Below are 22,318 nucleotides of genomic sequence, written 5' to 3'. Positions count from 1 at the left end.
CTTGTCCACATGGGGATCGGCACTTCGCTTATCCACAGAACCTAGCTATTGCCCACGGCACGCCGTTCTTCGGGGGCTGCGCGCACGCGTGTGGCGGGGAAAACACAGCGGAACAGCGCACCTTGGCCGGGGTGGCTGTCGATGTCGAGATGCGCGTCGTGGCGTAGCAACACATGCTTGACGATCGCCAGGCCCAGGCCGGTGCCGCCGTTGGCGGCGCTGCGCCCCTTGTCGACGCGGTAGAAACGTTCGGTGAGGCGCGGCAGGTGCACGGGGTCGATGCCTTCGCCGTCGTCCTCGACCTCGACCGCAGCGCCCTCCTTCCAGGCCTTCCAGCGCAGCGTGACGGTGCTGCCCGCCGGTGTGTAACGCACGGCATTGAAGACCAGGTTGGAGATGGCACTACGCATCTCGCCTTCGTCACCCAGCAGGCAGTGGCCGGTGTGGATATCCAGAGCTATCTCGTGACTGCCCGCGCAGAGGTTGGCGGCATCGTCGCGAATGTTTTCCAGCAGCGTGGCCATGTCCAGCGGGGCCGGGTCATCGCGGGTCTGATCGGTTTCCAGCTTCGACAGCAGCAGCAGGTCCTCGACCAGGTTCTGCATGCGCTGGGTCTGTTCCTGCATCTGGCCGAGGCCGCGCTGCCAGCGTGATGGCAATTGGTCGGCCTGATCGAGATAGGTCTCGAGATAACCGGTCAACACGGTGAGCGGGGTGCGCAGTTCGTGGGAGACGTTGGCGACGAAATCGCGGCGCATTTCTTCCAGGCGATGCAGCCGCGAGATGTCACGAGCCATGACCAGGCGCTCGTTGTCGCCGAACAGTGTCACTTGGTATTGCAGGGTCACGTCATCGCGCAGGGGCGAGGCCAGAGTCAGCGGTTCGCGGTAATCGCGGGCGTTGAAATAAGCCACGAAGCGCGGGTCGCGCAGGAAATTGGTGATGTGCTGGCCGCGGTCGTGGGGAGACTGAAAGCCGAGCATCTGGGTCGCGGCGCTGTTCCACCACTCCAGGTCACCGTGACTGTCGAGCATGACGACAGCATCGCGCATTGCCTCGCAGGAGTCCTGCACGCGGCGGATGATATCGCGCAGGCGGGCCTGCGATTGCCGCTGAATCTTCTGATACTTGTAGAGGCGGTCGAACAGATCGCCCCAGACGCCAGCGCCGACCGGTGGCGCATGATGCGGATGATGGGTCAGCCAGACATACAGGGCGCGCAAATGGCGTAGATGTAGATAGACATAGAGGCCCAGACCGGCGGCCAGCCCCCAGCCGGGTGCGCCGAAGAGCCACCCGAGGACACCGAGACCGATGACGAGATACGCCAGACGCCACAGCTCATTGGTCCAATAGTACATGTGCGCTACTCCTTGGTGGAGAAGCGATAACCGGTGCCACGTACCGTCTGTATGAGGTGTTGGTGATCATCGCCGAGCGCCTTGCGCAGGCGGCGTATATGCACATCGACGGTGCGCTCCTCGACGTAGACATTGCCACCCCAGACCTGGTCGAGCAACTGGCTGCGGGTATAAGCGCGCTCTTGGTGCGTCATGAAGAACTGCAGAAGCCGATATTCGGTGGGGCCCACGTCCAGCGCCTCGCCATTGGCGCTGACCCGGTGACTGACAGGGTCGAGACGCAAGCCGTCGATCTCCACCGTATCCTCGACCCCAGTGGGCGTGGCGCGTCTCAGAACGGCCTTGAGGCGTGCCACTAGTTCCCGCGGCGAGAACGGCTTGGTGATGTAGTCATCGGCGCCGGCTTCCAGCCCCTGAATCTTGTTGTCTTCCTCGCTCTTGGCGGTGAGCAGGATGATCGGTAGCTCGGCGGTGACAGTATCGCGCTTGAGACGCCGCGCCAGTTCGATGCCGCTGGTGCCGGGCATCATCCAGTCCAGCAGCAACAGATCGGGCTGGTCGTCGACCACCATGGCGTGCGCCGTCTGGGCGTTGTCGGCTTCCAGCACGCGGTAGTCGGCCATTTCCAGCGCCACCGCGATCATTTCGCGGATGGACGCCTCGTCATCGACGATGAGCACGGTCTTGGCGGTCATGGGAATGGGCCTCTTGCGGATCGCGATGAAGCGAATTACTCATGAATGACATCGGCATGACGATTACAACGCGCTAATGTGACAACTTCATGACACATGACCTATAGCATAGGCCATAGCGACAGGGCTATGCCCGCGAAGGTCACCAGCCCGGCCCAGTGGTTGTTGAGGAAGGCGCGGAAGCAAGGATCGCGCTCGCGATGACGAATCAAATGGTGCTGAAAGACGAAGATCGCCCCCATCGCGGCCAGCCCCAGCCAGAAGAAACCGCCCAGCGCCAGACGCAAGCCGACCCAGGCGAGTAGCACCATGGTCAGGGCCTGCAACAGTCCGATCATCAGGCGATCGGCGTGGCCGAACAGTACTGCCGTGGACTTGATGCCGACCTTCAGGTCGTCATCGCGATCGACGATGGCGTATTCGGTGTCGTAGGCCACCGTCCAGGCGACATTGGCGGCAAGTAGCAACCACGCTTCGAGCGGTACCTGGCGTTGAATGGCCATGAAGGCCATGGGGATACCCCACGAGAAAGCCGCCCCCAGCACCACCTGTGGGAAATGTGTATAGCGCTTCATGAACGGATAGGTGGCCGCCAGCGCCAGCGCCGCGAACGACAGCAGCACGGTCGGCAGATTGGTCAGGCAGACCAGGCCGAAGGCAATCACCACCAGCACTGCGAATGTGGCCTTGGCTTCCTTCTCGGAGATGTGTCCGGTAGCCAATGGCCGGTCACGCGTACGCTTGACGTGGCCGTCGAAATGTCGGTCGGCGTAGTCGTTGACCACACAACCGGCGGCACGCATCACGTACACGCCGACGACGAAGATCAACAGCGTGCCACGCTCGGGCACGCCCTCGGCGGCCAGCCACAGTGCCCATAGCGTCGGCCACATCAGAAGCCAAGTACCGATGGGCCGGTCCAGGCGCGTCAGGCGCAGGAAATCCGGCACGCGGGCCAGGCCGGTGGGGCGCGCGGCGTCGGATGAATCGGCGGACATCGGGCTCTCCTGTAACAACGTGCCTGTGAAAAGCAACGTGCCTGTGAAAACGTGAGCGGCCAGCTTAGCGCGATGGCAACGCGAGGTCAGCGGCCATGGCGTCGAGAAAGAATTCCTGGACGAGAATCGACGTACGTCCCAGGCGCAGAATCGAACGACGTCCCCAGGGCGCGGCGCGACCGTGTGCCGTAATGAACGTGGGAGTCGGCGATCGAATGATCTCGATAGGGTCGCGTTCGAGGCCGGGTTGGCGAAACAGCCAGCTACCCAGCGAACGTGTTCCTAGCGACTGCAGTCGTGCGCCGTGAAGCGACGCCAGTGGGGCCACCGAGCGTGCCGCGACCCACGGTGTGTCGCCCAGCATCAGCATTACCTCGCGCCGCCAGATACGGGCTCGGGGGTCGAGCCCCAGCGCTTGGGCCTCGTCGAGACGTGGCCGCGCCATGCCCTGGGCAAGCAAGCGTACCGTGAACGACTGCGGATTGGCGGCGCGCAGGCGCGCGGTCAGCGAGTCGCGCGAGGCCAACCAGCGCCACCAAGCGGGGCTCATGTGGGGGCGCTGGGCGTCGGCCGGTAGCCAGTGTGGGCCTGCGCTGAAACGGTCGTGTGTCATGCGTAAAATCAGGCTCAAAGTACATGAGTGTATCATGCGTGTACGATGCGCTATTGCAGCGTCCGCGCTTGCGGCGCTTGAGCTGTCACATCGCCGCGTCATCATTTTCTGTCATGCGTAGCACGAGGCGCCAATGAGCGACCCTTTGATCATCGTCGGCAGCGGCATGGCCGGCCTGGGCCTGGCCCGGCAGGTACGTGCTCGCGATGCGCGACGCGCCATCACCCTGATCACTGCCGATAGTGGCGCCGACTATTCGAAACCGCTTTTGTCCACTGGTTTTGCCAAGGGGATGCCGCCCGAGCGTTTGGCGATGCGTTCCCCCATCGACGTGGCCGATGCGTTCCAGATGACGATGCGCACGCACACGCGGGTCGATGGTATCGACCCGCGAACGCAGACGCTTTCCATCGGTGCGGAACGCCTGCCCTACGGCGAACTGGTATTAGCTACCGGTGCCGCGCCCAGTCCGCCCTTCACGGTGGCGGACGAGGTACGCGATCGCGTCTGCACCATCAATGATTTAGACGACTATCGTGACTTTTACGCTGCGTTGTCGCGTCGGCCACAGGGAGCGCGCGTGGCGATCGTCGGCGCCGGCCTGGTCGGTTGCGAGTTCGCCGACGACCTGCTTGCCGGGGGGCACCGCGTTGCCTTGGTCGCGCCCGAAGCGGCGCCGCTGGCGCGCTTGTTGCCGCCGGCCTTGGGCCGAGTGCTGGGCGAGGCGATGCATGACGCTGGCATCGACATGCGCCTGGGGCGCACCGTTGCGAGCTTGCAGCGCGACGGCGAGACGGTGGCGCTGGCGCTCGATGACGGCGAAACCTTGCCCGCCGATCTCGTGCTGATTGCCACCGGCCTCGCGCCGCGTACCGCGCTGGCCGACACCGCTGGCCTCGCGGTTTCCGAGGCTGGTATCCAGACCGACCGCTACCTGGCGACCGCGCAGCCCGATATTCATGCACTGGGCGACTGCGCCTGCGTGGCGGGGCTCAACGCCATGTACGTTCAGCCGCTCCAGGCCAGTGCCAAGGCACTGGCGGCGACCCTGACCGGGACACCGACGCCGGTCGCTTACGGCGCCTGGCCCGTACTGGTCAAGACCCCGTCATGCCCGGTGGTGGCCCTACCGCCGCGCCAGACACCGGCGCGCTGGAGGATCGAGGGCGAGGGCGACGATCTCAGTGCACTTGCCGAGGATGAAAACGGCCATTTGCTGGGGTTTGCATTGACAGGCGCTTGCGTACGTCGGAAAGTCGAGCTGGCGCGGGCCGCCCCGCCGTTGCTACCCTAGCTTAGGTCGTCATGCCGGTGGGTACCGGTCTGGCGCAGTAGGTGGGTAGTGTCAGCGCTGCGTCGATGGCGTGGCGCTTGTTTCGCTCATTGAAAAACAACAAGCGATATCAAAGAGATGTCGCATTCGTTGCCAAACCAGGAGGGCTTTATGCGCAAGCCAGAACTCGCCGCGGCGATCGCCGATCGCGCCGATCTTTCCAAGGACAAGGCCAGTCAGGTCCTTAATGTCATTCTCGATGAGATCACAGGTACCGTCTCCAAGGGCCAAGATGTCTCGCTGATCGGGTTCGGTGCCTTCACCGTCCGCGAGCGTGCCGCGCGTACCGGCAAGAATCCGCAGACGGGTAAGCCGCTGACCATTCCGGCGAGCAAGACCGTGGCGTTCAAGCCCGGCAAGGCGCTCAAGGACGCCGTGAAGTGAGTGATGGCACGGAGTGTTCGGGCTATCTATCCACCGGCGCTCCGTGCAATTTCTTCTCCTTTTCCTTCTTTTTCTATGTGGCGAGGCGCGCATGAAACTGCGTCTGATGCTGTGGCTTTTGGGTGTCATGCTCAAGCGTGCTAGACGCCGCAACCCGCGTTTTCAACAAGCCCTGTCGGACATGCAACGCTTCGACTGGGGCGTCGCTACCGAGGATCTCAGCCTCGCGCGCCATTACCGTATGCGCCCCGAGGCCATCGAGGACGCGCCGGGTCTACCCATCGATCTCGATCTGGAATTGCGCTTTCGCGATGCCCGTGCCGGCGTGGCGTTTCTCAAGCGCCCCACGCCGCGTGCGTTCTTCGACGGTTTGCAAAGCGGTCGTCTGCGTCTGGTCGGCGATTCGCGCGACCTGGAGCGGCTACAGGGATTGCTCAAGCACCTGCGGTAGCATCCGCCACACGACGGACATCGCTTTGGCTCGGTCGGATTCGTTATACTAACGTCGTAGTGTCGTGCATGGCGCGACTTCCTGGCTTGTTACCGTCCGACCGAGATATATGCTGCCGACGTCGCTGACCCAACCGCTCAGACGCCTCTGGACTCTGGAGTCCTTCGCCTACAGCTTGCGTGTGTTCATCGCTCTGGCCGGCGTCATGGCGCTTTGCTGGTATCTCGACGACATGGGCAAGCTGATCCCGCTGTTCCTGGGCATCATCGCCAGTGCCCTGGCGGAGACCGACGATACTTGGCAGGGGCGTCTGCAGGCGTTGCTGGTGACGCTGGTATGTTTCGCCGTTGCCGCGTTGTCGGTGGAATTGACGTTTGCGCATCCCGTGATCTTCGCGGTGGGTCTTGGGGTGTCGAGTTTCGGCATGACCATGCTCGGTGCGGTGGGGCAGCGCTATGCGACCATCGCCACCGCGACCCTGATTCTTGCCATCTACACCATGATCAGTCTCGAGCAGCACGGCGGTGCGGCACTGGACGGGCTGTGGGGCGAGCCGTTGCTGCTGGTCTCGGGCGCGGCCTGGTACGGGGCGATCTCGGTGGTGTGGTGCGCCTTGTTCTCGCGTCATCCGCTCAAGTTGAGCCTGGCGCACGTCTTTCGCGAGCTGGGCGTGTACTTGCGCCTCAAGTCGGCGCTTTTCGAGCCGCTCAGAGGGATGGATATCGAGCAGCAGCGTCTGGCGCTGGCCCAGCAGAATGGTCGCGTGGTGGCAGCGCTCAACCAGAGCAAGGAAATGATTTTCCGGCGCCTTGAAGGCCAGCGAGGTGGGCGCAAACTCAATCGCTACCTGCGGCTCTACTTCATTGCACAGGACATCCACGAGCGAGCGAGTTCCTCGCATTATCCGTATGGCGCGTTGGCCGAGACGTTCTTCCATCACGACATCCTCTTTCGTGCCCAGCGTCTGCTCGATCAGCAAGGGCGTGCCTGCAAGGCCTTGAGTCGTGCGTTGCTTCTCGATCGTCCTTTCGATCACGGCCCCAGTGCCCAGGCGCTGGAGGATTTCAACGCATCCCTGAACAACCTGTATGCCCAGGGACGCGACGAATGGCGCGACCTGCTGAGCTCGTTGTCGGCGCTGGCCGATAACCTCGCCACGCTGGAAGACAAGCTGGCCGGTGCCGACAATCCCGACGCGCGGGCCGATCACGAGGACAGCAGTCTGTTCGACCGCTCGCCACGTGGGCTGAGCGACGTTGCCGAACGTCTCCAGGCGCATCTCAGCTTGGCATCACCGGTGTTTCGCCATGCGCTACGCTTGAGCGTGACGCTGGTAGTGGGCTATGGCTTGCTTCACTGGATTCATCCCACCCAGGGGTACTGGATCCTGCTCACCAGCGTATTCGTGTGCCGGCCCAATTTCGGGGCTACGCGGCGTTTTCTGCGTCAGCGTATACAAGGCACGGTGATGGGGTTGGTCGCCGGTTGGGCGCTGATCACGCTATTTCCCACCGAGCCTGTCCAGGCGTTGATCACGGTGGCCGCCGGCGTCGCCTTCTTCGCTACCCGTGCGCATCACTACACACTGGCGACGGCTTCCATCACGCTGATGGTGCTGTGCTGTTTCAATCAAGTCGGCGACGGCTTCGGGCTGATCTGGCCGCGTCTGTTCGATACCCTACTGGGCGCCGCCATCGCGGGCCTGGCGGTGCTGGTGATCCTGCCCGATTGGCAAGGGCGCGGGCTGCACCGTCAAGCGGCGACGACACTCGAAGCCAGTGCGGCTTATCTGCGCGCGATCCTTGATCAGTACGCGCGAGGCAAGCGCGACGACCTTGCCTATCGGTTGGCACGGCGCAACGCTCATAATGCCGACGCGGCGCTTTCCACGACGCTGGGCAATGTTCTGCTGGAGCCGGGGCACTTTCGCAAGGATGCCGATGCCGGGCTACGTTTTCTGGTGCATTCGCACACCCTGTTGAGTTATCTCTCGGCGCTGGGGGCCCATCGAGGGACGGCCGGCGCCGCGGGGGAAGACAACACCGCGGTGACGGCGGCGGCCGATGACGTGGCCGAGACGCTGGCGCGCGTGGCGCGCCAGCTCGCTGCGGGCGAAACGGTCACGCCGTGCAAGGACTCCCTGATGCGGCATGCCGGCTTGCTGGAGGCGTCCGCCGCCGAGGAAACGTGTGATGAACGCCGCTTGCTGCAGAACCAACTGGCGTTGATCAGTCGTCAACTGGTCGCGTTGAGCGAGGCGGCGGGGCGGTTGTCGATCCAGGCCTCGCGTGAATGACGGCGTCACGGGTAAGTCACTGCTATCTCGGGATAATCGACGTCACGCAACGTAACCGGTAGTGTTGCCCGATCTTCAAAAAAGCAACGGAATGGTTACGTCGCATGGGGGCGAGACGCCTTACTGTGCAGGCATGGAAGACGCCAAGACCCAATTCGCCCAACGCCTGCGCGAGGCCATGCAACAGGCCGGCTATGCGCCCAAGCCCGCCGTGCTGGAGCGCGAGTTCAACCTGCGCAATCCGGGACGCCCAGTGACGCTGCACGGCGTGCGCCGTTGGCTGCGCGGCGAAACTCTGCCCACTCAGGAAAAGCTCGTGGTTCTCGCCGAGTGGCTGAAAGTGCCGCCAGCCGCCTTGCGCTTCGGTGCGCCGGTGCAGCACCGCGTCCACGAGAGCGATCATCTGTGGGAAGCGCTGAGTTATCGCGAGCGCGAGACACTGGAAGCCTTCGCTGGCTTGCCGCCGAGTCAGCGTGCCATTGCCCGCGAGGTCATCATGGCACTGGCCAAGGCGGGCAAGTGGGAGCGCCAGGCCGGGCAGGCCGAGGATGACTCCACGCCATCATGACGGCCGGGCGGTGCCCGCCTGGGTTTACACCTGCCCGTAATGTCCGGCGTCTTCGCCCAGCCAACGGCGGATCAAGGGCGTGGCGGCCTCCGGCGCCTCGTCGAGCAGCGCACGCGCCAGGGGGCTGATGGTGTCGAGCAGATCACGATCGCGCTCCAGGTCGGCGATCTTCATCTGCGCCAGGCCTGTCTGGCGAGTGCCGAGTACTTCGCCAGGACCGCGCAGCTCCAGGTCCTTCTCGGCGATACGAAAACCGTCGGTGGTATCGCGCATCACCCCCAACCGTTCCCGCGAGTGCTGCGACAGCGGCGGATGATACAGCAGCACGCAGAAGCTCTCGGTGGCGCCGCGCCCCACGCGGCCACGCAGCTGATGCAACTGCGAGAGCCCCAAACGCTCGGGGTTTTCGATGATCATCAAGCTGGCATTGGGCACATCGACGCCGACCTCGATCACCGTGGTGGCGATGAGAAGATCCAGCTCGCCCGTCTTGAATGCCTCCATTACCTCGGCTTTTTCTGCCGCCTTCATGCGCCCATGCACCAGGCCGATGGCCAGGTCGGGCAGCGCTTCGCTGAGGTGTTCATGGGTCGCCTCGGCGGCCTGGCAGGTCAAGGCTTCGGATTCTTCGATGAGCGTGCACACCCAGTAGGCCTGATGGCCCTCGGCGCAGGCGCGACGAATGCGCTCGATCACTTCGGGACGACGCTCGTCGGGAACTGCCACCGTTTTGACCGGCGTGCGGCCGGGCGGTAGCTCGTCGATCATCGACAGGTCGAGATCGGCGTAGGCGCTCATCGCCAGCGTGCGCGGAATCGGTGTGGCGGTCATGATCAACTGGTGTGGCGTGAGGCCGCCGGCTTCGCCCTTCTGGCGCAGCGCCAGTCGCTGGTGAACGCCAAAGCGGTGCTGTTCGTCGATGATCGCCAGACCCAGGCGGTGAAAGTGCACGTCGTCCTGAAACAGCGCGTGCGTGCCCACCGCGACCTGAATGCGGCCATCGGCGATTGCCGCCTTGGTGTCCAGGCGCGCCTTGCCCTTGAGCTTGCCCGCCAGCCAGCCGACCTCGATGCCCAGCGGCGTAAACCAATCGCGGAAGTTGCGATAATGCTGCTCGGCGAGGATTTCGGTAGGCGCCATGATGGCCGCCTGACAGTCACCGGCGATGGCCGCCAGTGCCGCCATGGCGGCCACCACGGTCTTGCCTGAGCCGACGTCGCCCTGGACCAGGCGCAGCATGGGGGTGGCGCGTTCCAGATCGTGGCCGATTTCGTCGAGGACGCGGCGCTGCGCGCCGGTCAACGAAAACGGCAACTGAGTCAGGAAACGTGCCTGCAGGCTACGCCCACCGCCCAGTGCGGGCGCGCTGTCGGTCTGGATGCGCAGACGCACCTGTCGCAGGCTGAGTTGATGGGCGAGCAGTTCTTCCAACGCCAGGCGTCGCTGGGCGGGATGGCGCCCTTCGGCGAGCCGTTCCACCGGCGCTTCGGGGGGCGGCTCGTGCAGGTAACGCAGCGACTCGAGCAGCCCCGGTAGGCGAAAGCGCTGGCGCAGAGCGTCGGGAATCCAATCCGGCAAGGCGTCGGGCGCGGCGTCGAGTTGCTTGAGTGCCTGCTGGATCAGGCCGCGCAGGCGTGGTTGGGTCAAGCCCTCGGTGGTGGGGTAGATCGGCGTCAGGTGTTCCTCGACCGGGGCGTCCTCCTGATTCAGCAAGCGGTACTCGGGATGATAGATCTCGAGGCCCGTAGCGCCGGCGCGGGCCTCGCCGAAGGCACGCACGCGCAAGCCACGCGTGAACTGCTGTTGCTGCGCGGGCGAAAAGTGGAAGAAGCGCAGGCTGAGGATGCCTGAACCATCCTTGAGGCGCACCAGCAAGCTGCGTCGCCGTCCCTTGACGATATCAGCAGCGGCGATGTCGCCCTCGACCACGGCTTCGGTACCGGCGCGCAGCGTGCCGATCGGCGTGATGCGCGTCCGGTCCTGATAGCGCAACGGCAGATGAAAGAGCATATCGGCGATGCTGGCGATACCCAGCCGGGCGAGCTTGGCGGCCAGCGCCTCGCCCACGCCGGTGAGTTCGCTGACCGGCGCATCCATAGCCTTTATGTCAGTGCTCATGCCGCCTGGATACGCTGCTGTTGGCATGTCTCGATGGCCGTGGTCAGGGCATCGATGGCTTTGGGCCTGGGGAAGCTGGCACGCCAGGCGATGGCCACCGTGCGGCTGGGGACGCTATTGGCGAAGGGCCGGCTTTCGAGCAATCCCGATTCATAATGGCCGGTGCCGATGGCCGACTTGGGTAGCACCGTGATGCCCAGCCCCGAGGCCACCATGTGGCGAATGGTTTCCAGCGAGCCGCCCTCGGCGATCAGAGTGTTGCCCGGATTGTTGAGTTGATTGTTGATGGCGGGGCAAGCCTCGAGAATCTGGTCACGAAAACAGTGTCCCTCGCCCAACAGCAGCAGCTTTTCCTGGAGCAAGTCTTCCTTGGCGATCGCGGTTTTGTGTGTCCATGGATGGCCGGCGGGTAACAGCACTTCGAAAGGCTCTTCGTAGATCGCCTTGGTCAGCACATCCGGCTCGTTGAACGGCAGGGCGACGATCACGGCGTCCAGTTCACCGCTGCGCAGTTTGCGGCGTAGATCCCCCGTCATGCCTTCTTCGATGTACAGTGGCATCTGCGGGGCGTGATGCGCCAGCTCGGGAATCAGATGCGGAAACAGGTAAGGCCCGATGGTGTAGATTGCCCCGATGCGCAGTGGGCTTGCCAACTGGTCCTTGCCTTCGGTGGCCATTTCCTTGATGAGACCGGCTTGTTCCAGTACCCGATGCGCCTGAGCGACGATTTTCTCGCCCAGGGGTGTGACCTGTACGGTGGATTTGGAACGCTCGAACAAGGCGATGCCCAGTTCGTCTTCCAGCTTCTTGACGGCCACCGAAAGAGTGGGCTGGGAGACGTAGCAACGCTCGGCAGCGCGCCCGAAGTGATGCTCTTGAGCCAAGGTTACGATATAACGAAGTTCTGTTAGGGTCATGGGCTGGGCCTTTTCGGGCCTCCTAGGCTACGCGATGGATTCACTAAGGTATTCGATGCAAGGGACTTTTTGCCAAGTACTTTTTATCAAGGACTTTTACCAAGAGGCTAGGGAAAGGTGAAGAAAACGACTCTGATTATTGGTTGCGGCGACATTGGTATCCAGCTAGGTAAGCGGTTGATCGACGACGGCCAGCGAGTGATCGGCGTGCGTCGCCAGGTTGCGCCGCTCGCGGAAACCGGCATCGAGGCCCTGGCACTAGACGTCACGGACCCTGATGCGCTGACACGCTTGCCCGACGCGGATACTGTCGTCTATATCCTAAGCGCTGCGCGCTTCGACGAAAACGCCTATGCCGAAGCGTATCCCAAGGGGCTAAAGGCCGTGCTCGGCGAACTCGAGACGCGTGCCATGCCGCCGAAGCGAGTGTTTTTCGTCTCATCGACCGGCGTCTATGCCCAGCAAGCGGGCGAAGTGGTCGACGAAACCTCGGAGACGGCGCCCACCGGGTTCTCGGGACTCTTGATGCGTGAGGCCGAGCAGGCGCTGCTCGATCATCCGCTGCCTGGCACCGTGGTACGCTTTTCCGGCATTTACGGCCCGGGGCGCGATCGGTTGATCCGCCAGGTCAAGGAAGGCCGTGTCGCGGCCGCGAACCCGCCGATGTATTCCAACCGTATTCATCGCGACGATTGCGCGGGTGTGCTGGCACATTTGATCGCCTTGACCCTCGACGACAAGCCGGTGGAGTCGCTCTACCTGGCCAGCGACTGCGAACCGACGCCATTGAATGAAGTGATGACGTGGATGGCGGGCAAGCTCAAGGTCGAACTCACCGAGACCATTCAATCACCGTTGCGGCGCCGGTCCAGCAAGCGCTGTGACAACTCACGCGTGCGCGATAGCGGTTACCGCTTTCAGTATCCCACTTTTCGCGAGGGTTACGAGGACGTTCTCAAACAGGGCGGTTTCCTGACCGCCACGGAAAGCGCCTGACTCGCGACGGGGGACCGTCACCAACCTACTGACATCCATTACAAAGCGCCTGCGGGCGCTTTTCTGTTGTCTTCCGGGAGTGCGAGGCAGTTCTTGTTCGGGGCGACATGGCACTGTGCGCGAGGGCCATGAGTGAGGATGTCAGCGGCGTATGCATGGTGGCTGGTCATGGTCTCAATGTCGGTCGTGGTTGCACGCCAGCGTCCGATAGCGTGAACCGCCGTCGCCGAGCTGCGATTCCACCATGGCGAGATGGTCGAAGCGCCAGAGGAGCGGGGTGGATAGCCGTGACTCTGGTGCCGCGCGGTCGGCCTGGCGAACCAGGCTGACGTGCGGGGTGAATTCACGCTGCGGCGCGGTGAATCCGTGATGGGACAGCGCCTGCCAGAGCTCGGTGTCGAGCGCCAGGAGCGCAGCACTCGGCGCCTGGCTGCCTGCCCAGACGATGCGGGGCTTGGGAAAATGCCCGAGCCGATCCAGCGCCCACTCGCCCTGCAGCGCCGGCCACGCTCGGGTCAGATCGACGAGCGCCTCCAGCCGCGAGGCATCGACATTGCCCAGAAACGCTAGCGTGATATGCATGTTCTCCGCGGGCAGCGGATAACCGCCGCAGTGCGGTGCCAGGCGTTCGGCCTCGGCGGCGAGGGCCCGGCGACTGGCGTCGTCGGGCCACAGGGCGAAGAAGAGTCGGCGAGAAGCGGTCACGATGTCGGCTCCCGGTGGCGTTGCCAGCAGGGTGGCGCATCGTATCCCTCCTTGCCAACGGTTGGCTGGTGTGGCTCTGCCCCTCGATCACTCAGGGTCGTTTTTCGGCCGATGATCTTCGCCTTCCATCGTCGAGCCGTGATCCTGGCTGAGTGGGCCGGCCAGCTTGCGCAGCGCGACGTAGAAGACTGGCGTCAGGAACAGGCCGAACAGGGTCACACCAAGCATGCCGGCGAAGACCGCGATCCCCAGGGCCTGTCGCACCTCGGCCCCGGCACCGTGACCCAGCGCCAGCGGTATCACCGCTGCGGTGAAGGTGATCGAGGTCATGATGATCGGGCGCAGTCGCAACCGGCAAGCCTCCAGCGCCGCTTCCACCACGCCGCGCCCCTGGAACTCGAGTTCGCGGGCGAATTCGACGATCAGGATGGCGTTCTTGCAGGCTAGTCCGATCAGTACCACCAGGCCCACCTGGACGAAGACGTTGGTATCGCCACCGGAAATCCTGACGCCGACGAGTGCCGAAAGCAGACACATCGGCACGATCAGGATTACCGCCAGTGGCAGTGTCCAGCTCTCGTAGAGCGCCGCCAGCACCAGGAACACCAGCAGTACCGCCAGCGGGAATACCACCAGTGCGGCATTGCCCTGGGTGGATTGCTGATAGCTTAGGTCGGTCCATTCGAAGTCGATGCCATCCGGCAGTACCCGTGCGCCGATATCGGTCAAGACGCTCATTGCCTGGGGCGAGGAGAGCACCCGCGGGTCGGCTTCGCCGGCCAGGTCCGCCGCCGGGTAGCCGTTGAAGCGCAGCACCGGATCGGGGCCGAAGCTCTGGTGGATATCGATCATCGAGCCGATCGGCACCATTTCGCCCTGGGCGTTGCGGGTACGCAGCCTGGCGATATCCTCGACGCTGTCGCGATAGGGGGCGTCGGCCTGGGCGATCACCTGCCAGGTGCGGCCGAAATTGTTGAAATCGTTGACGTAGGTGGAGCCCAGATAGGTCTGCAGGGTATCGAACAGGTCGCTCACCGCCACGCCCTGGGTCTTCGCCTTGAGTCGGTCTACCTCGGCATCGAGCTGGGGCACGTTGGCCTGATAACTGGTGATCGGATAGCTCATCCCCGGCGTCTGCACTACCGCCCCCTGGAAGGCGGTCACCGCCTCCTGCAGCGGGCCGTAGCCGAGCCCGCCGCGGTCCTCGATGAACAGCTGATAGCCGGAGCCGTTGCCCAGCCCGAGGATTGGCGGCGGCATGAACGAGAACGCGATGCCGTCCTTGAGACCACTGATCTTGCCGGCGATCTCGGCGTTGATCTCCGCCGCGGTACGGGTGCGCTGATCGAACGGCTTCAGGGTCAGAAACGCCAGCCCGGTATTGGCGGTGTTGGTGAACTGCAGCGCGTTGAGACCGGGGAACGAGATGGCGTGTTCGACGCCGTCGGTCTCCATGGCGATATCCACCACCTGGCGCAGCAGGTCATCGGTGCGCTCCAGCGAAGCTCCCTCCGGCAGCTTCACGCCGGCGATCAGGTACATCTTGTCCTGGACCGGAATGAACCCCGGCGGCACCAGCTTGAACAGGTAACCGGTGGTGCCCAGCAGTATCAGGTAGATCACGAATACCGCGCCACGACGGCGCAGGCTACCCGAGACCACGCCCTGGTAGCGGTTCGAACTGGCGTTGAAGAAGCGGTTGAACGGCCGGAACAGCCAGCCGAACAGGAAGTCGATCACCCGTGTCAGGCGGTCCTTCGGGGCGTCGTGGGGCCTGAGCAGCATGGCCGCCAGGGCCGGTGATAGCGTCAGCGAGTTGATCGTCGAGATCACCGTGGAGATGGCGATGGTGACCGCGAACTGGCGGTAGAACTGGCCGGTCACGCCGGAGAGGAACGCCATCGGCACGAACACCGCGCACAGCACCAGGCCGATGGCGACGATCGGGCCGGACACTTCGCGCATCGCCTGATGGGCGGCGGCGCGCGGCGCTAGCCCCTGGCCGATATTGCGCTCCACGTTCTCCACTACCACGATGGCGTCGTCGACGACGATGCCGATTGCCAGCACCAGCCCGAACAGCGTCAGGGTATTGATCGAATATCCCAGCAGTAACAGCACCGAGAACGTGCCCACCACCGAGACCGGCACCGCCAGCAGTGGAATGAGCGACGCGCGCCAGGTCTGCAGGAACAGCGTCACCACCAGCACTACCAGCAGTATCGCCTCCAGCAGCGTCTGGATCACCGAGCGGATCGAGTCGCTGACGAACAGCGTGGTGTCGTAGACGGTGCGATATTCGACCCCCGGCGGGAACTGAGTGGCCAGTTCGTCCATGGTCTGGACCACCTGGTCGCGGATCTCCAGGGCATTGGCACCGGGTGACTGGAAGATGCCGATCGCCACCGCGTCCTTGCCATCCAGCCGAGAGCGTAGGGTGTAGTCGCCCGCGCCCATCTCGAGACGAGCGACGTCCCGCAGCCTCAGAACCTCGCCATCCTCGCCGACCTTGAGCACGATATTGCCGAACTCCTGCTCGGTGGATAGGCGGCCCTTGGCGTTGATCAGGGTGAGAAAATCGCTGTCCGGCATCGGCTCGGCGCCTATCTGCCCGGCGGAGACCTGGACGTTCTGTTCGCGCATGGCCTCGACTACATCGCCGGCGGTCAGGCTATGGGAGGCGATGCGATCGGGATCCAGCCAGGCGCGCATGGCGTAATCGCCACCGCCGAACAGCTGCGCCTCGCCGACACCGGAAATCTTCGCCAGCTGGTCACGCACGTGCAGTCGCGCGTAGTTGCGCAGGTAGAGGGTATCGTAGCTGTCATCCGGCGAGACCAGGTGCACCACCATCAGGAAGGTGGGGGACTGCTTCTGGGTGGTCACGCCCTGTCGCCTCACCGCTTCCGGCAAGCGCGCGAGGGCCTGGCTGACCCGGTTCTGGACGCGCACGGTGGCCTGTTCGGCATCCGTCCCGGGCTGGAAGGTGATGGTCATCTGCAGCACGCCATCGGAACCGGCCACGGACTTGAAGTACATCATGTTCTCGACGCCGGTGATCGCCTCCTCCAGCGGCGTGGCCACGGTCTCCGCGATCTCCTTGGGGTTGGCGCCGGGATAGGTCGTGCGGACCAGCACCGAGGGCGGCACCACCTCCGGATACTCCCCGATCGGCAGATTGGGGATGGAAATCGCGCCCACCGCGAAGATGACGATGGAGAGCACCGCGGCGAAGATCGGCCGGTCCACGAAAAAGCGGGAAAAATTCATGACAGCAGGCTCCTGGGCGGCGGATGCGATGTCCGCTGCGTCTTGTCATTCCGGGGAGGGACGTTGGGGCGAGACGTGTTCGAGATTGAAACGCCGGCGCGCGCTAGGGCTGATTGATGGCAACATCCTGGCCGGTCGTCGGCTCGCGCATGGCAACCGGATTCGGCGCGACCGGCATCCCCGGCGCGAGGACCTTCTGGGTGCCGTTGACGATCACGCGCTCACCGGCTTTCAGGCCGTCGCGGACCACCACCAGATCTCCCACCTCGCGACCGATCTGCACTTGGCGCGGCGTCACGGTATTGTCGTCGCCGACCACGTAGACGAAGCGCCGGTCCTGATTGGCGAGCACCGCCTTGCGATTGATCAGCATCGCCTCACTGAGGTTGGCCACAGGCATCTCCACGCGCGCGAACTGGCCGGGCCGAAATGCGCCATCCGGGTTGGGCAGAACCGCGCGATAGCGCAGCGTGCCGGTATCCGCGTTGATCTGGTTATCGACGAAATCCAACTGACCCTGGTGGGGGAAGCCCGTCTCGCCGGTCAGGCCGATATGTAGCGTCATGGTCTCGCTCTGGGCTATCAGCGTCTGCGCCCCCTGGGCCTCGGTTTCGTTGCTGTCGAAGTAGACGTACAAGGGATCCACCGACACCAGCGTGGTCAGCATCGACTGGTCAGCGCTGGCGAGATTGCCTTTCGTCACCATGGCGCGTCCGGTACGGCCTGCCACCGGCGCGGTGACCCGGGTGTACTGCAGTTCCAATTCGGCACTGGTCAGCGTGGCCTCGGCCTCGGCTTCCTGCGCCCGGGCATTGAGCGCCGCCGCCTGGCGCTGATCGTGCTGCTCCCGGGAAATGGCCTGCCGTCCGACCAAGGTCCTGGCCCGTTCGGCCTCGACCTCGGCGAGCTGACGCTGGCTGCGTGCCTGTGCCAATGATGCCTTGGCGGCCTGGACGCGAGCCTCGTAGGGGCGGGGGTCGATACGGAACAGCAGATCGCCCGCTTCGACCAGTTCTCCTTCCTCGAAGGCAACCTCATCGATATAGCCACTCACCCGTGGCCGGACTTGTACGGTCTGCGGGGACGCCACGCGACCCGTGAAGGTCTCCCTCAGAGTTACCGGCTCTCTCAGGACCGTGGCCACATCCACTTCCGGGGGCGGTGGAGCATTGGTGGCATCTGCTTCGCCACGGGCGTCGCAGCCGATGAGCAGCGCGATGACGAGCATGACGCCCAGGCTGTGAGTCAGCCCTGCTTTCGGCATACGCTTCTGGTCGAACTTCTTCATTGCCTGACCCCCTTGGTCGTTCCCGGTCGTCGATCCCGTGTTCCGTTCCCGGCGGAGCGCCCTGAAGGGCGATGACGACCGGCATGGGATCATGGACGATCAATGTACGGTTCCAGGAAGGATGCGCGTTATCGGGTTACTCGTGGTTAATTGCCTAATCCTGTACAAATCGTTCATCGCTAGTCATAGAGACGTTGGCCATCGAGCGGGTCAGGAGGGCGCTTGCCCGTTTCTTCAAAGATCTTGCCCAATCCTGCAGGGATCGGTTTTTGTCATCAAAATGCCGGTTAACTGGCCTATACTCGCGCTTTATCGAAAAACGATAACCAGTCGGCTAACGAGAGGGCGGAGTCGTGAGTGTCATGCAGCCTGTTTTCGAAACACTGGATGATGAGATCGACCAATTGGCGAATACTCTGTCTCGACAGATTCAGAAATGGGCACCGGAAGAGGGGCTGACCCCGACGGCGGTGCCGGGGCTTGAACTGGTGCGCGCCAATTCCTCGTTGACCAACTGTATCGGCTCGACGGTCTACGACCCTTCGCTCTGTCTTATCGCGCAGGGAAGCAAACGCGTATGGCTGGGGGATCGGGAAATCGATTATGGACCGCTGAGCTGCATGGTGTCGGCGGTGCATCTGCCGGTCTTGGGCAAGGTCACCGAAGCCTCAGCGGAGCGACCCTACCTGGGGCTGAAACTCGCCGTCGACGCTCAGGAAATCACCGATCTGGTACTGGAGTTGGGTGAAGGGGTGAGCGAGATGGAGGAGTGGGAGTGCGCCGAGAGTGCTTGCGGCCTCGGGCGCGTACAGGCCGAGAAGGGGCTGGTGGAAGCCTTGCTGCGACTGGTGAGCCTGCTCGATGCCCCCCAGGACATTCGCATTCTCGCGCCGCTGGTGCGACGCGAGATCTTCTATCGTGCGCTGGTTGGCGAGATCGGCCTGCATATGCGCAAGTTCGCGGTGGCCGATACCCAGACCCATCGCATCTCGAAGGTGATCGCGGTACTCAAGGATCGCTTCACCGAGCCGCTGCGCGTTCGCGAGCTGGCGGACATGGTGAACATGAGCGAGTCGTCGCTGTTCCACAGCTTTAAGCAGGTCACGCGAATGTCGCCGGTGCAGTTTCAGAAAAAGCTGCGACTGCACGAAGCGCGAAGGCTGATGCTGGCCGAGGGGATGGAGGCGGCTACCGCCAGTTTCCGCGTAGGGTACGGAAGTCCATCCCATTTCAGCCGCGAGTACAGCCGCCTTTTCGGCGTGCCGCCCCGCACGGACGTGAGCAAGTTGCGCGGCGAGCTGCCGCAGACCGCTCGCGCCTGACCGTTTACCTCAGTCGTCGGGGACGGCTGGCGGATTTCAGTCCCCGATGACCATGACGGCTTCGGCTTCCACCTGGCTGCCCTTGGGCAGTTCCTTGACGCCGACCGCCGCGCGGGCCGGGTAAGGGGCCTGGAAGTACTCTTCCATGATCTGGTTGACCACGGCAAAGTTGCTCAGGTCGGTCAGGTAGAGGTTGAGCTTGACGATGTCCTGTAGCGAGCCAGCGGCTTCATGGCAGACGGCCTGCAAATTGGTGAAGACCTGGCGCGCTTGGGTTTCGATATCCTCGGCGACGAGTTCCATGGTGCTGGGGTCCAGCGGGATCTGCCCGGACATGTACACCGTGTTGCCGGCCTTGATGGCCTGCGAGTAGGGGCCGATGGCGGCCGGCGCCTGCTCGGTATTAATGACGGCTTTGTTACTCATGGCATGGCTCCTTGTCGTTATGCGATGTGCGCATTGCGATGGACAAAAATAACGACACCGCCGCGTCCGCGTTAGCGGGCGCGCCGGGTATCGTAAAAACGAAACGACCGACCCGCCGCTCCTGTTGGCGGCGGGTCGGTCGCCATGGTGTCAACTGCGAACGCGAGTGATCTTGCCGACGTGGGGCAGGTTGCGCAGTCGTTTCATTATACTGGCTAGATGCACGCGGTCGTGGACGGCCAGCGTCAGGTTGACGATCGACAGGCGTGCATCGCGTTCTTCGATGCCGATACGTTCGATGTTGGCATCGGCGTCGGTCGCCAGGCCAGCCAGTTCGGCGACCAGGCCGCGCCGTGTCTCGACATGCAGGCGCAGCGCCACCGGGAAATCTTGATCGATCTGCTGTGACCACGCCAGGGCGAACAGCTTGTCGGGGTCGTCACGCAGTTCCCGCAGGTTACCACAATCGTGGCGGTGTACCACGATTCCCTTGCCGACCGAAAGATGGCCGACGATGGGGTCGCCGGGCAGCGGATAGCAGCAGCGTGCGAAGCTGATGATCATGCCCTCGGCGCCATTGATCACGATCGGCATTCCGGAGCGCGACGCTGTGGCGACTTCCTCGGCCGTTTCCGGCGTGTTGCACTCCATTAGACGGCGCGCGATGGCGTAGGCCATGCGTGTGCCGAGCCCGATCGATTCGAGCAGATCGTCCTCGTGTTTGATATCGAGCTCTTCGAGTACTGCCGCCAGGCGATGTTCGGGCAGTTCCTCGAGGCTGGTCTCGAAAGCGCTCAGCGCGCGATTGAGCAAGCGGCGCCCCAGTTGCACGGATTCGGTGCGCTGCTGATGCTTGAGGGCGTGACGGATCGCCGAGCGCGCCTTGGCAGTGACCACGAAGTTGAGCCAGGCCAGATTGGGTCGGGCGCCGGGCGCGGTAATGATCTCCAGCGTCTGGCCGCTTTCCAGGGTCGAGGACAGCGGCGCCAAGTGGCGGTCGATGCGGCAGGCGATGCAGCTGTTGCCGATGTCGGTGTGCACGCTGTACGCGAAATCCACCGCCGTGGCGCCGCCGGGGAGCTCCATGATATCGCCCTTGGGCGTGAACACGTAGATATCGTCGGGGAACAGGTCGTTCTTGACGTGCTCGATGAACTCCAGGGAGTTACCGGCGTGTCGCTGCATCTCAAGCAGTCCGCGGACCCATTCGCGGGCGCGAGCATGGCTACCGGCGCCGATGGGGCGCTCGGTCTGACCGGCCTTGTACAGCCAGTGTGCGGCGATACCGTTGTTGGCCATCGCTTCCATCTCGCGGGTGCGAATCTGCACCTCAACGGGCATCCCGCTGGGACCGAACAGCGTGGTGTGCAGGCTCTGGTAGCCGTTGGCCTTGGGGATGGCGATGTAGTCCTTGAAGCGCCCGGGCACCGGCTTGTAGAGATTGTGCACCGCGCCGAGGATGCGGTAACAGGTGTCGACGTCATCGGTGATGATGCGAAACCCGAACACGTCCATGATCTCGGCGAAGGGTTTGCGCTGATCGCGCATCTTGCGATAGATCGACAATAGATGCTTCTGGCGACCCACTACGCTGCCGCCCAGCGCATCGTCATCGAGGCACTTCTGCAGGCTGTCCTGAATCTGGCGCATCATCGAACGGCGATTGCCGCGCGCCTTGGTGACCGCACGCTTGATGCGCTCGGCGCGCATCGGGTGGATCGCCTGAAACGACAGATCCTCGAGTTCGACGCGAATGGTATTGATACCCAGACGCCCGGCGATACGCGCGTAGATTTCCAGCGTCTCACGGGCAATGCGGCGCTTCTTGTCGGGACGCAGTGCCCCGAGGGTACGCATGTTGTGCAAGCGGTCGGCAAGCTTGACGATGATGACGCGGATGTCCTGGGACATCGCCAGGACCATCTTCTGGAAGTTTTCCGCCTGGGCGACCGCCTTGTCCTCGAAGGTGATCTGGGTCAGCTTGGAGACGCCATCGACCAGTTCAGCCACGGGCTCGCCGAATTGCTGGGTCAACGCCTCCTTGGTGATGCCGGTATCTTCGATGACGTCGTGCAGCATGGCGGCCATCAGGCTTTGATGGTCCATGTGCATATTGGCGAGGATGTTGGCGACCGCCAGCGGGTGGGTGACGTAGGGCTCGCCGGAGCGCCGCCGCTGGCCGTCATGGGCCTGCTCGGCATAGTAGAAGGCGCGCTTGACGTGCAGAATCTCCTCGGGGGGTAAGTAGCCGCCGAGTCGGTCCGCGAGATCGTCGATGGTGAACATAGCGCGCGCCTTCGAGAATGGAGAGAACTTAGTCGTTGTACTCTCGCTCAGGACGCGGCTTGGGAGCGGGCGGGTCGACGACTTCGTCGAGGACGTTGACATCGACCAGGCCGGCTGCGATTTCGCGCAATGCCATGACCGTGGGCTTGTCGTTTTCCCACGCCAATTGGGCATCGCGCGAGCCGCGGGCGAGCTGACGTGAACGCTGTGTGGCGATCATCACCAACTGAAAACGGTTATCGACGTTGTCGAGGCAATCTTCTACGGTAACGCGTGCCATGAGTTTGAACC

Annotated in this window: 19 protein-coding genes; 7 read left to right on the top strand and 12 right to left on the bottom strand. The window is 63.5% G+C overall.

Annotated elements, in window-relative coordinates:
• Nucleotides 1-41: 41 nt before the first annotated feature.
• From phoR to SR908_RS08195, 4 genes are all read right to left on the bottom strand, one after another.
• Nucleotides 42-1,361 (bottom strand): phosphate regulon sensor histidine kinase PhoR, encoded by a 1,320-nt coding sequence (gene phoR / locus SR908_RS08210; protein WP_246923303.1) that lies wholly within the window; start codon nt 1,359-1,361, stop codon nt 42-44.
• Between the two features lie 5 nt (nt 1,362-1,366).
• A complete protein-coding gene (phoB, locus tag SR908_RS08205; RefSeq protein WP_097021466.1) occupies nt 1,367-2,056 on the bottom strand; it encodes a phosphate regulon transcriptional regulator PhoB in 690 nt (229 codons plus the stop codon).
• A gap of 101 nt (nt 2,057-2,157) precedes the next feature.
• On the bottom strand, nt 2,158-3,054 hold the full coding sequence (gene ubiA, locus SR908_RS08200; protein ID WP_246923305.1) for a 4-hydroxybenzoate octaprenyltransferase: 897 nt from the start codon (nt 3,052-3,054) through the stop codon (nt 2,158-2,160).
• Between the two features lie 64 nt (nt 3,055-3,118).
• The gene (locus tag SR908_RS08195) at nt 3,119-3,667 is read right to left on the bottom strand and encodes a chorismate--pyruvate lyase family protein (RefSeq protein WP_246923308.1); all 549 of its coding nucleotides are present in this window, start codon (nt 3,665-3,667) and stop codon (nt 3,119-3,121) included.
• Nucleotides 3,668-3,800: 133 nt separating this feature from the next.
• Here SR908_RS08195 and SR908_RS08190 point away from each other — a divergent pair, with 133 nt between their 5' ends.
• The 5 genes from SR908_RS08190 to SR908_RS08170 all read left to right on the top strand — a co-directional run bounded on the left by SR908_RS08190 (nt 3,801) and on the right by SR908_RS08170 (nt 8,699).
• Nucleotides 3,801-4,961 (top strand): FAD-dependent oxidoreductase, encoded by a 1,161-nt coding sequence (locus tag SR908_RS08190; protein ID WP_246923311.1) that lies wholly within the window; start codon nt 3,801-3,803, stop codon nt 4,959-4,961.
• A 150-nt stretch (nt 4,962-5,111) separates the two neighbouring features.
• The gene (locus SR908_RS08185) at nt 5,112-5,384 is read left to right on the top strand and encodes an HU family DNA-binding protein (RefSeq protein WP_040240342.1); all 273 of its coding nucleotides are present in this window, start codon (nt 5,112-5,114) and stop codon (nt 5,382-5,384) included.
• Nucleotides 5,385-5,475: 91 nt separating this feature from the next.
• Complete coding sequence (locus tag SR908_RS08180; RefSeq protein WP_097021462.1) at nt 5,476-5,835, top strand: hypothetical protein; 360 nt, start codon at nt 5,476-5,478, stop codon at nt 5,833-5,835.
• 109 nt (nt 5,836-5,944) lie between these two features.
• Nucleotides 5,945-8,131, top strand: a complete 2,187-nt coding sequence (gene yccS, locus SR908_RS08175; RefSeq protein ID WP_246923315.1) for a YccS family putative transporter — start codon at nt 5,945-5,947, stop codon at nt 8,129-8,131.
• Nucleotides 8,132-8,222: 91 nt separating this feature from the next.
• On the top strand, nt 8,223-8,699 hold the full coding sequence (locus SR908_RS08170; RefSeq protein ID WP_245846285.1) for an XRE family transcriptional regulator: 477 nt from the start codon (nt 8,223-8,225) through the stop codon (nt 8,697-8,699).
• A gap of 24 nt (nt 8,700-8,723) precedes the next feature.
• Here the strand turns inward: SR908_RS08170 and recG are convergent, their stop codons facing one another.
• The gene (recG, locus tag SR908_RS08165) at nt 8,724-10,817 is read right to left on the bottom strand and encodes an ATP-dependent DNA helicase RecG (RefSeq protein ID WP_281504935.1); all 2,094 of its coding nucleotides are present in this window, start codon (nt 10,815-10,817) and stop codon (nt 8,724-8,726) included.
• Nucleotides 10,814-11,734, bottom strand: coding sequence for a hydrogen peroxide-inducible genes activator (locus SR908_RS08160; RefSeq protein WP_097021460.1), 921 nt, complete (start codon nt 11,732-11,734; stop codon nt 10,814-10,816). Before SR908_RS08160 ends, recG begins: the two co-directional genes overlap by 4 nt.
• 117 nt (nt 11,735-11,851) lie before the next feature.
• Here SR908_RS08160 and SR908_RS08155 point away from each other — a divergent pair, with 117 nt between their 5' ends.
• Complete coding sequence (locus SR908_RS08155; protein ID WP_097021459.1) at nt 11,852-12,730, top strand: SDR family oxidoreductase; 879 nt, start codon at nt 11,852-11,854, stop codon at nt 12,728-12,730.
• Nucleotides 12,731-12,904: 174 nt separating this feature from the next.
• On the opposite strand, the gene thpR is transcribed toward SR908_RS08155, so the two are convergent.
• The 3 genes from thpR to SR908_RS08140 all read right to left on the bottom strand — a co-directional run bounded on the left by thpR (nt 12,905) and on the right by SR908_RS08140 (nt 17,993).
• Nucleotides 12,905-13,435, bottom strand: a complete 531-nt coding sequence (gene thpR, locus SR908_RS08150) for an RNA 2',3'-cyclic phosphodiesterase (protein ID WP_179702977.1) — start codon at nt 13,433-13,435, stop codon at nt 12,905-12,907.
• Between the two features lie 87 nt (nt 13,436-13,522).
• The gene (locus SR908_RS08145; RefSeq protein WP_097021457.1) at nt 13,523-16,705 is read right to left on the bottom strand and encodes an efflux RND transporter permease subunit; all 3,183 of its coding nucleotides are present in this window, start codon (nt 16,703-16,705) and stop codon (nt 13,523-13,525) included.
• A 103-nt stretch (nt 16,706-16,808) separates the two neighbouring features.
• On the bottom strand, nt 16,809-17,993 hold the full coding sequence (locus tag SR908_RS08140) for an efflux RND transporter periplasmic adaptor subunit (protein ID WP_097021456.1): 1,185 nt from the start codon (nt 17,991-17,993) through the stop codon (nt 16,809-16,811).
• Nucleotides 17,994-18,355: 362 nt separating this feature from the next.
• On the opposite strand from SR908_RS08140, the gene SR908_RS08135 reads away from it, so the two are divergent.
• Nucleotides 18,356-19,315, top strand: a complete 960-nt coding sequence (locus SR908_RS08135; protein ID WP_245846284.1) for an AraC family transcriptional regulator — start codon at nt 18,356-18,358, stop codon at nt 19,313-19,315.
• 36 nt (nt 19,316-19,351) lie between these two features.
• Here SR908_RS08135 and SR908_RS08130 read toward each other — a convergent pair whose 3' ends face one another.
• The 3 genes from SR908_RS08130 to rpoZ form a co-directional block, all read right to left on the bottom strand.
• Nucleotides 19,352-19,741 carry a RidA family protein gene (locus SR908_RS08130; protein WP_097021454.1) on the bottom strand — a complete coding sequence of 130 codons (390 nt, stop codon included), beginning with the start codon at nt 19,739-19,741 and terminating at the stop codon, nt 19,352-19,354.
• 150 nt (nt 19,742-19,891) lie between these two features.
• The gene (gene spoT, locus SR908_RS08125) at nt 19,892-22,027 is read right to left on the bottom strand and encodes a bifunctional GTP diphosphokinase/guanosine-3',5'-bis pyrophosphate 3'-pyrophosphohydrolase (RefSeq protein ID WP_097021453.1); all 2,136 of its coding nucleotides are present in this window, start codon (nt 22,025-22,027) and stop codon (nt 19,892-19,894) included.
• 28 nt (nt 22,028-22,055) lie between these two features.
• The gene (gene rpoZ / locus SR908_RS08120; protein WP_040240363.1) at nt 22,056-22,307 is read right to left on the bottom strand and encodes a DNA-directed RNA polymerase subunit omega; all 252 of its coding nucleotides are present in this window, start codon (nt 22,305-22,307) and stop codon (nt 22,056-22,058) included.
• Nucleotides 22,308-22,318: the final 11 nt, after the last annotated feature.

Source organism: Chromohalobacter canadensis (assembly GCF_034479555.1).
Classification (GTDB): domain Bacteria; phylum Pseudomonadota; class Gammaproteobacteria; order Pseudomonadales; family Halomonadaceae; genus Chromohalobacter; species Chromohalobacter canadensis.
This window is presented reverse-complemented; position numbering and strand designations above follow the sequence as displayed.

Excerpts from the sequence above, each read along its gene's own strand:
- recG (WP_281504935.1), bottom strand. The coding sequence starts at position 10,817 with ATGAGCACTGACATAAAGGCTATGGATGCGCCGGTCAGCGAACTCACC.
- yccS (WP_246923315.1), top strand. The coding sequence starts at position 5,945 with ATGCTGCCGACGTCGCTGACCCAACCGCTCAGACGCCTCTGGACTCTG.
- rpoZ (WP_040240363.1), bottom strand. The coding sequence starts at position 22,307 with ATGGCACGCGTTACCGTAGAAGATTGCCTCGACAACGTCGATAACCGT.
- SR908_RS08135 (WP_245846284.1), top strand. The coding sequence starts at position 18,356 with ATGCAGCCTGTTTTCGAAACACTGGATGATGAGATCGACCAATTGGCG.
- SR908_RS08145 (WP_097021457.1), bottom strand. The coding sequence starts at position 16,705 with ATGAATTTTTCCCGCTTTTTCGTGGACCGGCCGATCTTCGCCGCGGTG.
- spoT (WP_097021453.1), bottom strand. The coding sequence starts at position 22,027 with ATGTTCACCATCGACGATCTCGCGGACCGACTCGGCGGCTACTTACCC.
- phoB (WP_097021466.1), bottom strand. The coding sequence starts at position 2,056 with ATGACCGCCAAGACCGTGCTCATCGTCGATGACGAGGCGTCCATCCGC.
- SR908_RS08170 (WP_245846285.1), top strand. The coding sequence starts at position 8,223 with ATGGTTACGTCGCATGGGGGCGAGACGCCTTACTGTGCAGGCATGGAA.
- SR908_RS08160 (WP_097021460.1), bottom strand. The coding sequence starts at position 11,734 with ATGACCCTAACAGAACTTCGTTATATCGTAACCTTGGCTCAAGAGCAT.
- SR908_RS08140 (WP_097021456.1), bottom strand. The coding sequence starts at position 17,993 with ATGAAGAAGTTCGACCAGAAGCGTATGCCGAAAGCAGGGCTGACTCAC.
- phoR (WP_246923303.1), bottom strand. The coding sequence starts at position 1,361 with ATGTACTATTGGACCAATGAGCTGTGGCGTCTGGCGTATCTCGTCATC.
- SR908_RS08190 (WP_246923311.1), top strand. The coding sequence starts at position 3,801 with ATGAGCGACCCTTTGATCATCGTCGGCAGCGGCATGGCCGGCCTGGGC.
- ubiA (WP_246923305.1), bottom strand. The coding sequence starts at position 3,054 with ATGTCCGCCGATTCATCCGACGCCGCGCGCCCCACCGGCCTGGCCCGC.
- SR908_RS08130 (WP_097021454.1), bottom strand. The coding sequence starts at position 19,741 with ATGAGTAACAAAGCCGTCATTAATACCGAGCAGGCGCCGGCCGCCATC.
- SR908_RS08180 (WP_097021462.1), top strand. The coding sequence starts at position 5,476 with ATGAAACTGCGTCTGATGCTGTGGCTTTTGGGTGTCATGCTCAAGCGT.
- SR908_RS08195 (WP_246923308.1), bottom strand. The coding sequence starts at position 3,667 with ATGACACACGACCGTTTCAGCGCAGGCCCACACTGGCTACCGGCCGAC.
- SR908_RS08185 (WP_040240342.1), top strand. The coding sequence starts at position 5,112 with ATGCGCAAGCCAGAACTCGCCGCGGCGATCGCCGATCGCGCCGATCTT.